Source organism: Gilliamella sp. wkB72 (assembly GCF_001693745.1).
Lineage (GTDB): Bacteria > Pseudomonadota > Gammaproteobacteria > Enterobacterales > Orbaceae > Gilliamella > Gilliamella apicola_E.
The window spans coordinates 62,786-75,737 of sequence record NZ_LZEI01000019.1 but is presented as its reverse complement, the minus strand read 5'-3'; the positions used below and the strand labels follow the sequence as shown (position 1 = coordinate 75,737).

Genomic DNA, 12,952 nt, shown 5'->3' with positions numbered 1-12,952 from the left:
AAATGATGGAAAATAATATTACGTTGGGTAAGATTCTTTCCGATTTAAGGGATAACAAGGGCTTAACCCAAAAAGATATTTCTGCTCAAATTCATGTTAGAACTCAAGTTATTTCAGAAATAGAAAATAATCAGTTAGTCCATGCCCCTTATGTTCTTGTTAAAAGCTATATTCAAAACTATGCAAAAATTGTTGGTTTACCTAGTGAAGAATATCAACCTTATCTTGAGGCATTAGCAAAGCAATATTCAGTAAAACAACCTTTCAAACTCGAATCAATAGATAATAAAAAAAGTCATAGTAAAAAGATTATCTTTATTACTTTATTCATTTTTATTTTGTTATTAGGTATTGGATTATATTACGCTACCTGTCAAAACAAAAATAATTACGTTGAAGTTAGCCATTATATTTCTCCTGGGGCTTCTGATCGCGTTAACAGTTAGCAAATTTTCGAATTCACATACAGACATTTGCCCCAAATCTTGTTAAGATCGCGACCTAGTTATTTTGTAATGTGATTAGGCATCTTATGAGTCATCAAGAATCACCAATTGTTAGGAGAGAATCTACCCGAATTTATGTCGGTGATGTGCCCATTGGAGGTGGAGCTCCTATTGCTGTCCAATCCATGACCAATACACGAACAACAGATGTAGAGAAAACAGTAGCTCAAATCCAAACGCTTGAGCGTGTTGGTGTTGATATTGTGCGCGTTTCTATTCCAACGATGGATGCTGCTGAAGCATTTAAATTTATTAAGCAACAAGTAAAAGTTCCCTTGATTGCCGATATTCATTTTGATTATCGAATAGCTTTAAAAGTTGCTGAATATGGTGTTAATTGTTTAAGGATTAATCCTGGTAATATTGGTAATGAATCGAGAATTCGTTCAGTAGTTGATTGTGCTAAAGATAAAAATATTCCAATACGTATTGGTGTTAATTCAGGTTCGCTAGAAAAAGATATCCAAGAAAAGTATGGTGAACCAACACCAGAAGCGATAGTTGAGTCTGCGATGCGCCATGTAGATATTCTTGATAGGCTTGATTTTGATCAATTTAAGGTAAGTGTTAAGGCGTCAGATGTTTTTACCGCAGTTGATTCGTATCGATTATTGGCAAAACAAATTAAGCAGCCTTTACATCTAGGAATAACTGAAGCCGGAGGCATTCGTACAGGTGCTGTAAAATCAGCAATTGGGCTCGGTTTATTGCTATCTGAAGGTATCGGCGATACATTAAGAGTTTCACTTGCTGCCGATCCGACGGAAGAAGTCAAAGTTGGATTTGATATTTTGAAATCTTTACGTATCCGATCTAGAGGGATTAATTTCATTGCTTGTCCAACTTGTTCAAGACAAGAATTTGATGTAATTAGTACCGTTAATACGCTAGAGCAACGACTTGAAGATATTATAACACCGATGGATGTCTCTATTATTGGCTGTGTTGTTAATGGTCCAGGTGAAGCATTAGCTTCCACAATGGGTGTTGCTGGTGGGCACAATAAAAGCGGTTTTTATGAAGATGGTGTGCGCATAGGGCGTATAGATAATGAAAAAATGATAGATGAGTTGGAAGCTAAAATACGGGCTAAAGCCTTAATTTTGAAAAATAGAATAGCAACCACTGAACTATAATCTTATTAGATAGCGAATAAAAATATGACTGAAAAAAAAATCCAATCAATACGGGGAATGAATGATTTACTCCCGAGTGATAGTGCAACATGGCAACAAATTGAAAAAATTGTCAAAGGTGTGCTAAATAGTTACGGTTATAATGAAATTAGAACCCCAATTGTTGAAGATACTGGATTATTTAAACGAGCAGTTGGTGAAGTGACAGATATCGTTGAAAAAGAAATGTATACTTTCAACGACCGTAATGATGAAAGTCTCACTCTACGCCCAGAAATTACAGCAGGTTGTGTTCGTGCAGGAATTGAACATGGTCTGTTTTATAATCAAGAGCAGCGCTTATGGTATTTAGGGCCTGCATTTCGTTATGAAAAACCTCAAAAAGGGCGTTATCGCCAATTCCACCAATTTGGTGTTGAAGTATTTGGCCTTGAAGGACCGAATATTGATGCAGAGCTTATATTATTAACCGCTCGTTTTTGGAAAGCTCTTGGTATTGAAAAGCATACTACACTTGAACTCAATTCAATTGGCTCAGTTGAAGCTAGATCCAATTACCGTAACGCGTTAGTTAGCTTCTTAGAACAACATAAAGATAAATTAGATGAAGACTGTTTACGTAGAATGTATACTAATCCATTACGTGTGTTAGATTCAAAAAATCCTGTTGTACAAGAATTGCTTAATCAGGCGCCAAAATTATTTGATTATTTAGATGAAGAATCTAAAAATCATTTTGATGGGTTATGTCATTTATTGGACAACGCAGGAATAAAATATAATATTAATCAAAGATTAGTTCGTGGTTTAGATTATTATAATCGAACTGTTTTTGAATGGGTTACTACCAGTTTAGGTGCTCAAGGTACCGTGTGTGGTGGAGGACGCTATGATGGGCTTGTTAGTCAGCTTGGTGGACAACCAACCCCTGCTGTAGGTTTTGCCATGGGAGTTGAGCGTTTAGTATTGCTTGTACAAGCGGTTAACCCTTCTTTAAATCGTGACAACTCGATTGATATTTATATGATATCTTCTGGTGATGAGCAAACAATATCTGCTGCACAAAGAACGGCGGAAACATTACGTGATGGTTTACCTGATAGAAGAATTGTTACAAATTACGGTAGTAGTAATTTTAAGAAACAATTTGCCAAAGCTGACAAATTAGGTGCTAAAATAGCTGTAATCATTGGCGAAAATGAAATTGCCAATCAAACAGTAACAATTAAAAATTTACAAACAGGCGAACAAGTTGAAGTTGCACAAAAAGAGATTGTTCAAACGTGTTTGGCAATATTGTAAGTTAAGGAAAATAGGAGAAAAACGTGAGTTATCAATTATCTGGCGAAGAACAAGTTTCAGAGATAAAAGAATTTCTTGCTAAAACGTGGAAAATCATTGTTGCAGTTATAGTAATTGGATTACTAGCTTTTTATGGCTGGCGTTACTGGCAATCTTACAAATTAGAAAAAACGATTGAATCTTCCGAACGGTATGAACAATTAATAGCTAATTTAGACAAAAATAATCCAGATTCAGTAAATGAATTAGTCTCTTTCGCGGAGAGTGATAATACTATTTATAGTGTTTTTGCTAATTTAAAAGCAGCTAAATTTTACGTTGAAGAATTGAAAGATTATCCAAAAGCTGAAAAGTTACTCACTGATTCATTAAGTAAAACTGATTCAGAAGTTATTAAATCAATCAGTTATATTCGTATTGCAAAAATACAATATCAACTTGAACGTTATCAGGATGTTTTAGCGACCTTAAATAAGGTAACTGAAAAAAGTTGGGTACCTGTAGTTAATGATATTCGTGGTGATGCCTATATGAAATTGAATAATTATGCTGAAGCTGTTGCGGCTTATAATGTTGCATTAGCTCCTGCTCCAGCTGATCAATCAGGGGAAAATTATTCTAAAGCTTCATTGCCTACAGAACAGTTAGATAAAAATATCAAAATGAAGTTAAATCAGGCTCAATATCTTAAAGATAAGCAACAAGCTGAACAAGAAGCTCAAGCCGCCAAAGATAAAGCAAAGCAAGAAGCAGAAGCTAACGTAAATGCAGCGCAAGAAAATAAAAATTAATTTATCCTGATATAAGGGTTTATACAATGAAGTTAACAAAATGTCTTTCTATTAGTGTTTTTATGTTTTCACTTGCTGGATGTTCATTGTTTGGTGGAGAAGAAGAGATAGTACAAGTATCACCTTCGCCGAAAGTAAGTAACCAATTTTCAATAAAAGAAGTATGGCGAAATAGTACATCAGGCAATACACATATTTATTCATTATTAGGTCCTATTAATTATGATAATGCTATTTATGCTGCTAGCCGAAGCGGACAAGTTAAAGCTATTGATCTATTAAATGGTCATACAATATGGGATAAAAATTTATCAAAAAGTACATTATTTAGCAGCAAAACAGCGCTATTTTCTGGCGGTGTAAGTGCTGATGATAAAAATGTATATGTTGGTAGTGAACGTGCTGTTGTATATGCTTTAGATCGTAATGATGGTAATGTTATTTGGGAAAAACCAGTAAAAGGCGAAGTACTTGCTCGTCCTATTTCTTCAGAAGATAAACTCATTGTTTATACCGCAAGTGGTAATTTACAAGCTTTGAATCGTAATACCGGTGAGGATGTATGGGATGTAATGCTTGAGGTTCCACCTCTTTCATTAAGAGGTAATTCCACCCCAACAATTGCACATGGTGCAGCAATACTTGGTGATGACACTGGTCATGTAAATGCTTACTACTTAAACGATGGACAACTGATTTGGCAACAACGTATTTCACAACCTAGTGGATCAACTGAAATTGCAAAATTGAATGATGTTGATTCAACCCCTGTTATCGAAGGTAATTTAGCTTATGCAATTGGGTACAATGGTAATGTTGTAGCACTTGATTTAAGTAATGGTCAGATTGTATGGCGTAAAGAGATGGGGTCAACGCATAGTTTTGCAGTTGATAGTCAACATTTATTTGTTGTAGATCAAGATGATAATGTACAAGCCGTCAGCAAAAATGGTGGTACAGTACTATGGACTCAAGCTGATTTGTTACATCGTCAATTAACCGATCCTGTTTTATATGAAAACTATATTGTTCTTGGTGATTTTGAAGGTTATCTATATTGGTTAAGTAAAGATAACGGTGAAGTCGTTGCTAAAACACAAGTTAGTAGTAGTGGATTGATTTCGAAACCATTAGTTGTCGACAATAAAGTTATTGTCCAAGCTAAAAATGGTGATATTTACGCATTCACAAAAAATTAAGGTAATTAGAGAAAAAATATGGTACCTGTTGTCGCACTAGTTGGTCGTCCGAATGTAGGAAAGTCGACTTTATTCAATCGATTAACTCGAACTCGAGACGCCTTAGTAGCTGATTTTCCGGGATTAACTCGTGACCGTAAATACGGACGAGCAGAAATCAAAGGGCATGAATATATAGTCATTGATACTGGTGGTATTGATGGCACCGAAGATGGGGTTGAAAGCTTTATGGCGGAACAATCCCTACAAGCAATTGAAGAAGCAGACATTGTCCTTTTTTTAGTTGATGCAAGAGCTGGTGCTATGCCTGCTGATCATGCAATTGCTAAGCATCTTCGCGCTCGTGAAAAAGCAACATTTTTAGTTGCTAATAAAATTGATGGTATTGATGCAGATAGCGCAATATCTGATTTTTATAGTTTAGGATTAGGGGACATTCATCCGATTGCAGCAAGCCATGGTCGTGGTGTAAATGTTTTAATTGAAACTGTACTCGATCCTATTTTCCATTTTGAAGATGATCAGCATGAAATCATATCAAATGATTCAGAAGATGAAGAGCTTCCTGAATCTTATGATGACATTGAAGATGAAGCTGACTCACTCATCAACCAGCCAATCAAAGTTGCTATTGTTGGAAGACCAAATGTAGGTAAGTCAACACTAACTAATCGAATTTTAGGTGAGGAGAGGGTTGTCGTTTATGATATGCCCGGCACAACACGCGATAGTATTTATATCCCCATGACGCGTGATGATCGTGAATATATCTTGATAGATACAGCGGGAGTTCGTAAACGAGGTAAAGTAACAGAAACCGTTGAAAAATTCTCTGTTATTAAAACCCTGCAAGCGATAGAAGATGCTAATGTTGTTATTTTAGTAATAGATGCCCGAGAAGGCATATCTGATCAAGATTTGTCCTTGCTTGGTTTCATTATTAATAGTGGGCGCTCACTTGTTATTGCAGTCAATAAGTGGGATGGTTTATCACAAGATATCAAAGAGCAAGTAAAAACGACGTTAGATGATCGGCTTGATTTTATCGATTTTGCTCGTTTACATTTTATATCTGCACTTCATGGCAGTGGTGTAGGAAACTTATTTGACTCGATCCAAGAAGCATATGATTGTGCGACACGTCGTGTTAATACTGCATTATTAACCAAAATCATGCAAATGGCACAAGATGACCATCAGCCACCATTAGTGAGAGGGCGTCGAGTAAAATTAAAATATGCTCATGCAGGTGGATACAACCCACCAATTGTTGTTATTCATGGTAATCAGGTTGAAGATTTACCTGATTCTTATAAACGCTATTTAATGAATTATTTTAGACGCTCATTAAAAATTATGGGATCACCAATACGAATTCAATTTAAAGAAGGCGCAAATCCATTTGAAGGCCGAAAAAATAGTTTGACGGCTTCCCAACAACGTAAACGTCGTCGATTAATGAAACATGTACGGGGGCGTAAATAACGTATGACAACAAAAAAGAGTATTGATGAGGGGCAAGAAGGTATTTGTCCGAAATGCCATAATAAAATGGACATTGTGTCGCCACAACATTATGACTGTCCTCATTGCAAGCAACATTATCTAGAACAGTATATCTGTCCAATTTGTCAGCAAAGTGCTCAAATAGTTAAAGGTTGTGGTGCTATAAACTACATTTGTCACACTGATGGCTTAATCTCCAGCAGTAAAGTGATATTTCATTATTTACCAGAATAGAAATTTATATTTAAAGCCATAAGAGGTTATTTTATGCGAATTATTTTGTTAGGCGCACCAGGGGCAGGAAAAGGAACTCAAGCTCAATTTATTATGCAAAAATATGGCATTCCCCAAATTTCAACGGGTGATATGTTGCGTGCAGCGGTAAAAGCAGGTAGCCCACTAGGTCTACAAGCAAAAGAGCTTATGGATAATGGTAAGCTTGTTACTGATGAGTTAGTTATTGCTTTAGTTAAAGAGCGTATTGCACAAAGCGACTGTGAAAAAGGCTTTTTATTAGATGGTTTTCCTCGCACAGTTCCACAAGCGGATGCAATGAAAGAAGCCGGAATTAATGTAGATTATGTGCTTGAATTTGATGTACCTGATGAAGTTATTATTGATCGTATGAGTGGTCGCCGTATTCATGCTGGTTCAGGACGTGTATATCATATTCGTCATAATCCGCCGAAAGTGGAAAATATTGATGACGTAACGGGTGAACCATTGACTATCCGTAAAGATGATAATGAAGAGATTGTTCGTAAACGTCTTGTTGAATATCATGATTTAACTAAACCTTTAGTTAACTATTATCAACATGAAGCGAAAGAAGGGCGAACTAAATATTACCGCATTGATGGAACACAAGCCGTTTCAGATGTGACTAATGAATTAACTAAAATTTTAGGTTAATTTTTAAAAAGAGGGATGATACCCATCCCTCATATTATCAAATTTATTATTTAGCTGAGTTAAGTGCTTGCTCTAAATCTTCAATAATATCATCGATATGTTCAATACCAATTGATAAACGTATCATTTCTTGGCTTACACCAGCTTTTTGCAATTCTTCATCATTGAGTTGCCTATGCGTAGTTGATGCTGGGTGACAAGCTAATGAACGCGTATCGCCAATATTGACTAAACGAATAATCAATTTTAAGGCATCAATAAATTTTGCACCAGCTAGTTTTCCACCCTTAATACCAAAAGACAAAATACCGGCAGGTAATCCATTATCCATTTGTTTTACGGCTAGATGATGTTCTGGATGATCAATAAGCCCTGCATAATTGACCCACTCAACTTGAGGGTGTGAAGCCAAATACTTGGCAACTTTAAGTGTATTTTGGCAGTGACGTTCAATACGTAAAGAGAGTGTTTCAAGGCCTTGCAATAATAAGAACGTATTAAATGGCGATAAAGCTGCTCCCATATTTCTAAGAGGTATTACTCGACAACGTGCAATATAAGCTGCATCACCAAAGCTTTCAGTATAAGAAACGCCATGATAAGAAGGGTCTGGTTGGTTTAACATAGGATACTTATCGGCATGATCTTTCCAACGAAATTTACCCGAATCAACTATCATTCCACCTAAACTATTGCCATGTCCACCGATATATTTAGTCAATGAATGTACAACTATATCAGCGCCAAATTCAAATGGTCGACAAAGGGCAGGGCTGGCAACTGTATTATCAACAATTAATGGTATACCATGCCGATGGGCAATATCAGCAAGTGCAGTCAAATCAACAAGGTTACCAGCCGGATTACCTATACTTTCACAGTATATGGCTTTAGTTTTGTCATCAATTTGGTTTTCGATAGCGTTTAGGTCATTGTGTGGTGCAAATTTAGTTGTAATACCAAAATTAGGTAATGTATGAGCAAGTAAATTATATGTGCCACCATAAAGTTTAGACACTGAAACAATATTTTCTCCAGCAAATGTGATGGCTTGTATTGCGTAAGTAATAGCAGCCATACCAGATGCTACCGCAAGAGCGCCTATACCACCTTCAAGAGCAGCAACACGTGCTTCAAGTACTGCATTTGTTGGATTTGTTATTCGAGTATAAATGTTCCCCGCGACTTTTAAATCGAATAAATCGGCACCATGTTGTGTGTCATCAAAAGCATAAGATGTCGTTTGATATATGGGAACAGCGACGGAGTGAGTGGTTGGTTCAGGAGTATAGCCTGCGTGCAAAACAATTGTTTCTGGTTTCATATAAGAGCCTCATATTTACAACTATAAGACTCTTATTTTGTGCAAAAAATTACCAAAAAGTAAAGAATTATAAAACCATTCTCACTATATCTATTTCACCTAATTCTTTGTATAAACTTTCCACCTGATCAATATGTGTTGCATTAATCGTAATTGAAACAGAATGATAATTACCTTTACTACTTGGTTTAATCGACGGTGTATAATCTCCAGGCGCATGGCGCTGAATAACTGATACCACTTTATCAACTAATTCAGGTTTTGCTTCACCCATTACTTTATAAGTGAAAGAACAAGGGAAATCTAATAATTCATTTAATTTTGTTTGTTGCATAATAGTCTTTTTCTCGTTTTATCAATATAACTACTAACTTTTGCTAATATATATAGTCAATTTATTATTCTTCAAGCCATAAACATCACTTTTTAAAGCTTATAATTTGATCTATGATAAGCAAATTCTAACATAGCTTAGTAAAACCTACCTTACTATTATTCTAAAAGGCTAAAATAACATGTCATCCCAATCCGCTAATAAAGAACCTTTTGGTACATTACTTGGTTATGCACCAGGTGGTGTCGCAATTTATTCATCTGATTATGAAACATTAGATCCTGAACAATTTCCTAATGATGCTTCATTTCGAAGCTATTCTGGTCATGAGTATATGGGGTACAAGTGGCAATGTGTTGAATTTGCCAGAAGATTTTTATTTTTAAATTATGGTATTGTTTTTACTGATGTTGGCATGGCACATGAAATTTTCTCATTAAGGTTTCTTCGCCAGGTTATCAATGAAGCAATTTTACCATTACAAGCATTTGCTAACGGCAGTAAAAAAATGCCAGAAGCAGGAGCATTATTAATATGGGATGATGGCGGTATATTTGATAGAACAGGCCATGTTGCTATTGTTACTGAAGTTTTTGATAATAAAATTCGAATTGCGGAACAAAATGTTATCCATACCCGACTTCCTATTGGTCAGCAATGGACGCGTGAGTTGGAGATGACCGTATCTGATGATGGTTTTTATTTACATGATACTTTTGATGATACCAAAATTTTAGGTTGGATGATTCAAACAGATAATACACTTTATAGCCTACCACAACCTGAAGTTAATAAGCACTTACTCGATATCCACAGCGTACACATTGAAAATCATGGCCAATTTGATGGCAAATGGCTAAACGAAAACGATCCGTTAGAAAGCGCTTATGTGTCAGCAACTGGCCATGCTATTAGTCATGATGATCAATATCGCTATTTCACTATTTCTGAAAGTGCAGAACAGGAACTTATTCGTGCCACAAATGAACTTCATTTAATGTATTTACATGCTACAGATAAAGTATTAAAAGATGACAATTTATTATGCAATTTCAATATTCCTGAAATTCTTTGGCCTAGACTTCGGTTATCTTGGCAGCAACGACGTTATCAAATGATCACCGGCCGATTAGATTTTTGTATGGATGAGAGAGGCTTTAAAGTTTATGAATACAATGCTGATTCTGCATCATGTCATACCGAAGCTGGAAAAATATTGGAAAATTGGGCAATCCAAGCCGAATTAAATGTTGGGGTAAACCCGAGTGCAGGATTACTCAATGCTTTAGCTAGTTGTTGGAAGCATAGCGACGCAAAAGCATTTGTACACATTATGCAAGATAATGACAATGAGGAAAATTATCATGCACTATTTATGCAAAAGGCCCTGACTCAAGCTGGATTTAAAAGTAAAATTTTACGAGGACTAACCGGGTTAAGATGGGATAAACGCGGACGCTTAGTTGATGATGAAGATCGTCAAGTTACCTGTGTCTGGAAAACGTGGGCATGGGAAACTGTACTTGAACAATTACGCCAAGAAAGTGAAGCACAAGTAGCAGGATTGCCGATTCGAACATGGCATCCTGAAAATGCGGTTAGATTAATTGATGTATTGCTGCGGCCTGAGGTATCTGTTTTTGAGCCTTTATGGACTGTAATCCCAAGTAATAAAGCTATTTTACCTGTATTATGGTCTCTATTTCCGAATCATCGTTATTTGCTTGAATCTACATTTGAACTTAATGACAACTTAATCAAAAAAGGCTACGCAATTAAGCCTATTGCCGGGCGAAGAGGTAGTGATATTGAGTTAGTTGGTAGTCATGAACAAGTGTTGGATAAAACTGTTGGACGATTTGCAAAACAGGAAAATATTTATCAAGAATTATGGTGTTTGCCAAAAGTTGATGATCGTTATTTGCAAGTTTGTACTTTCACCGTTGGTGGTCATTATGGAGGTGCGTGTTTACGTTCTGATCCTTCTTTGGTTATAAGAGGAGAAAGTGATATGCAACCACTACGAGTGTTAACGGATGAAGAATTTTTAAAAGAAAAATCAAAAAAAAGTTGAGGAACGGGGTTTTTGAGGTCTAATTTAACAATTTAGTCATTAATTAGTTGAATATTTATAACTTAAATCATTATAAAGAATTAAATATGACAAAAAAATCATATTATCTTTTGGGTTAACAATGACAACAACTTGCTATTTCTGATAGAATTGATTTAGTCAAATAATAATTACAAAAAATATAAGTAATTTAAAGGAATATCAGGAAATATATGGCAAACACATTACTCAGAAGTGGTGATATAAAAGATTTTAAAATGCTCGGGCATGATGGTAAAGCAGCTTATCTTGTTGCTTCTCAAATTCGAGAAATGTTTCGAGTCAAATTAGGGCGTCAATACTCAGATTGTTTAGCTATCCCACAACGTAATGATCAGGGTAATATTGTTGATTGGTATATCCCTTTCGATTCAGACTCACCTGATGGGGAATATGATATTGTTCCTTGGACATCGGCTAGTGAATCAGAAAAAGAATCTGCCCTAGTTTTGCTTAAAGATTTTGAAAACAAAGTTATCGAATTAGGTCAAAAATTATCTAGAAACCCCAATTTAGAAGGTGACCAACTACTTTTTAGTCGGCTTATCTATGATCCTAAACAAAGCGCAGATAGCCTTGAACCTAATTTGATGGCGATACGCTTTCCTAGCAATCAGTTTGTTTATATTGTTAATGGCAAACCCGTTATTACTTTTTGGGGCTTTGTTAATCCGCAAACACCACAAGCGACTTCGCCATTTTATTGTTTAGAGGCCTTTAGAAGTACAGCACCCGCACCTTCTCAAAAAATACCTGTTGTTGTTAAAAAGCCTTGGTGGAAGCGTTGGTGGGTTTGGTTATTGGGATTATTACTCCTTTTATTACTATTGTTAGCGTTGCTGTGGTTAAAAGGTTATTGGTTAAAACCAAGTATAACTTTAGATCCAAATATCTCAATAGATAATAAAGTTAATCCTTCTGTTGTTAACAATGAAAAGAAAGAAGAAAAACCAGAAGAACTCAAAAAACCAGAGGATAATAAACTGGATCCTGAGCAAAAACCTAAAGAAGTTATCATAGATAACAGACCTGTTGGTGTGGTTAATGGTGTCGTATCAAATCGGACTGTTGCTGTAGATCCTAATGCAGTGAATGCAGTTCCTACCGATTCTGCTGCTGTTGATAATTCAGCTGTACCACCTGCTGCTCCAAATGACACAGTAGAAAATACTGCAAATGGTGTTACAGATCCACTTCAACCTACGCCTCCTGATGCAAATAATCCTGATGATAAAGGAAATAACGGTGATCAAGGTGATCAAGGAAATAAAGGGAGTGAAGATAATAATCCCCCGAATAATCCTAATTCGCCTGATGATAAAAACGTGGATCAAAATGGTCAGAATAATGAGGATAAAAATGCTCAAACGACACCACCAGATGTCGTTAATAATTCTGAAGCTAACACTTCTAATCAAGGTAATTCACCTGATACCAATGCTAATCAATCCCAAAATTTAGCTTTACCTACTGATGCATTAAAGCAAGGGTCAACGAACTTTTTAAATGGCCAATGGTCAGTTGGAGCCGGTATTCAAGATAAAGCAACCGGTAAACCATTACAATTAAGTTATAATTTTAATCAAGGCAATGGTGAAGTGACGCTTACTCGTAGTGATGGCGTCAAATGTGTTGGTAAGGTCGGTAGTGGGATTCAAAACGCGAATTTAAATATTGTGGGTAATACCGAAGCTACTTGTAGTGATAATACTAAATATAAATTACCAAATATTCAGTGTAAACCTGGCAAAAATAATCAAGCTGATTGTCAGGGAGTTTATGATAACGGGACTTCATTCCCAATTACGATGAAAAAACAATAGGTTTGT

Annotated in this window: 12 protein-coding genes; 10 read left to right on the top strand and 2 right to left on the bottom strand. The window is 35.9% G+C overall.

Going from position 1 to position 12,952, the window contains the following annotated elements:
- The first annotated feature begins 2 nt into the window (after positions 1-2).
- The 8 genes from A9G07_RS09435 to adk all read left to right on the top strand — a co-directional run bounded on the left by A9G07_RS09435 (position 3) and on the right by adk (position 7,352).
- Complete coding sequence (locus A9G07_RS09435; RefSeq protein ID WP_081303416.1) at positions 3-446, top strand: helix-turn-helix domain-containing protein; 444 nt, start codon at positions 3-5, stop codon at positions 444-446.
- Between the two features lie 86 nt (positions 447-532).
- A complete protein-coding gene (gene ispG / locus A9G07_RS09430) occupies positions 533-1,642 on the top strand; it encodes a flavodoxin-dependent (E)-4-hydroxy-3-methylbut-2-enyl-diphosphate synthase (RefSeq protein WP_065734952.1) in 1,110 nt (369 codons plus the stop codon).
- A gap of 24 nt (positions 1,643-1,666) precedes the next feature.
- Positions 1,667-2,944, top strand: coding sequence for a histidine--tRNA ligase (gene hisS / locus A9G07_RS09425; RefSeq protein WP_065734951.1), 1,278 nt, complete (start codon positions 1,667-1,669; stop codon positions 2,942-2,944).
- Between the two features lie 23 nt (positions 2,945-2,967).
- Positions 2,968-3,735: a YfgM family protein gene (locus A9G07_RS09420; protein ID WP_065734950.1), complete on the top strand. Its 768-nt coding sequence runs from the start codon at positions 2,968-2,970 to the stop codon at positions 3,733-3,735.
- A 26-nt stretch (positions 3,736-3,761) separates the two neighbouring features.
- Positions 3,762-4,934, top strand: a complete 1,173-nt coding sequence (gene bamB / locus A9G07_RS09415) for an outer membrane protein assembly factor BamB (protein WP_065734949.1) — start codon at positions 3,762-3,764, stop codon at positions 4,932-4,934.
- Positions 4,935-4,952: 18 nt separating this feature from the next.
- Positions 4,953-6,419 carry a ribosome biogenesis GTPase Der gene (der, locus tag A9G07_RS09410; protein ID WP_065734948.1) on the top strand — a complete coding sequence of 489 codons (1,467 nt, stop codon included), beginning with the start codon at positions 4,953-4,955 and terminating at the stop codon, positions 6,417-6,419.
- Positions 6,420-6,422: 3 nt separating this feature from the next.
- Positions 6,423-6,674: a YfgJ family double zinc ribbon protein gene (locus A9G07_RS09405; RefSeq protein WP_065734947.1), complete on the top strand. Its 252-nt coding sequence runs from the start codon at positions 6,423-6,425 to the stop codon at positions 6,672-6,674.
- A 33-nt stretch (positions 6,675-6,707) separates the two neighbouring features.
- Positions 6,708-7,352, top strand: coding sequence for an adenylate kinase (gene adk / locus A9G07_RS09400; RefSeq protein ID WP_065562903.1), 645 nt, complete (start codon positions 6,708-6,710; stop codon positions 7,350-7,352).
- 46 nt (positions 7,353-7,398) lie between these two features.
- Here the strand turns inward: adk and A9G07_RS09395 are convergent, their stop codons facing one another.
- Together A9G07_RS09395 and ybeD are read right to left on the bottom strand one after the other, a co-directional pair.
- Positions 7,399-8,676 carry a bifunctional O-acetylhomoserine aminocarboxypropyltransferase/cysteine synthase gene (locus A9G07_RS09395; protein WP_065734946.1) on the bottom strand — a complete coding sequence of 426 codons (1,278 nt, stop codon included), beginning with the start codon at positions 8,674-8,676 and terminating at the stop codon, positions 7,399-7,401.
- Positions 8,677-8,743: 67 nt separating this feature from the next.
- Entirely contained in the window at positions 8,744-9,010 is a 267-nt protein-coding gene (gene ybeD, locus A9G07_RS09390; protein ID WP_034883735.1) for a DUF493 family protein YbeD, read from the bottom strand.
- A gap of 181 nt (positions 9,011-9,191) precedes the next feature.
- Here ybeD and gss point away from each other — a divergent pair, with 181 nt between their 5' ends.
- Together gss and A9G07_RS09380 are read left to right on the top strand one after the other, a co-directional pair.
- Entirely contained in the window at positions 9,192-11,084 is a 1,893-nt protein-coding gene (gene gss / locus A9G07_RS09385; protein WP_065734945.1) for a bifunctional glutathionylspermidine amidase/synthase, read from the top strand.
- A 212-nt stretch (positions 11,085-11,296) separates the two neighbouring features.
- Positions 11,297-12,946, top strand: a complete 1,650-nt coding sequence (locus tag A9G07_RS09380) for an SrfA family protein (RefSeq protein WP_065734944.1) — start codon at positions 11,297-11,299, stop codon at positions 12,944-12,946.
- The last annotated feature ends 6 nt before the right edge of the window (positions 12,947-12,952 follow it).

What these genes read in the sequence shown, in the direction of transcription:
- A9G07_RS09435 (WP_081303416.1), top strand. Translation starts at nt 3, where the DNA reads ATGATGGAAAATAATATTACGTTGGGTAAGATTCTTTCCGATTTAAGG.
- ispG (WP_065734952.1), top strand. Translation starts at nt 533, where the DNA reads ATGAGTCATCAAGAATCACCAATTGTTAGGAGAGAATCTACCCGAATT.
- hisS (WP_065734951.1), top strand. Translation starts at nt 1,667, where the DNA reads ATGACTGAAAAAAAAATCCAATCAATACGGGGAATGAATGATTTACTC.
- bamB (WP_065734949.1), top strand. Translation starts at nt 3,762, where the DNA reads ATGAAGTTAACAAAATGTCTTTCTATTAGTGTTTTTATGTTTTCACTT.
- der (WP_065734948.1), top strand. Translation starts at nt 4,953, where the DNA reads ATGGTACCTGTTGTCGCACTAGTTGGTCGTCCGAATGTAGGAAAGTCG.
- A9G07_RS09405 (WP_065734947.1), top strand. Translation starts at nt 6,423, where the DNA reads ATGACAACAAAAAAGAGTATTGATGAGGGGCAAGAAGGTATTTGTCCG.
- adk (WP_065562903.1), top strand. Translation starts at nt 6,708, where the DNA reads ATGCGAATTATTTTGTTAGGCGCACCAGGGGCAGGAAAAGGAACTCAA.
- A9G07_RS09395 (WP_065734946.1), bottom strand. Translation starts at nt 8,676, where the DNA reads ATGAAACCAGAAACAATTGTTTTGCACGCAGGCTATACTCCTGAACCA.
- ybeD (WP_034883735.1), bottom strand. Translation starts at nt 9,010, where the DNA reads ATGCAACAAACAAAATTAAATGAATTATTAGATTTCCCTTGTTCTTTC.
- gss (WP_065734945.1), top strand. Translation starts at nt 9,192, where the DNA reads ATGTCATCCCAATCCGCTAATAAAGAACCTTTTGGTACATTACTTGGT.
- A9G07_RS09380 (WP_065734944.1), top strand. Translation starts at nt 11,297, where the DNA reads ATGGCAAACACATTACTCAGAAGTGGTGATATAAAAGATTTTAAAATG.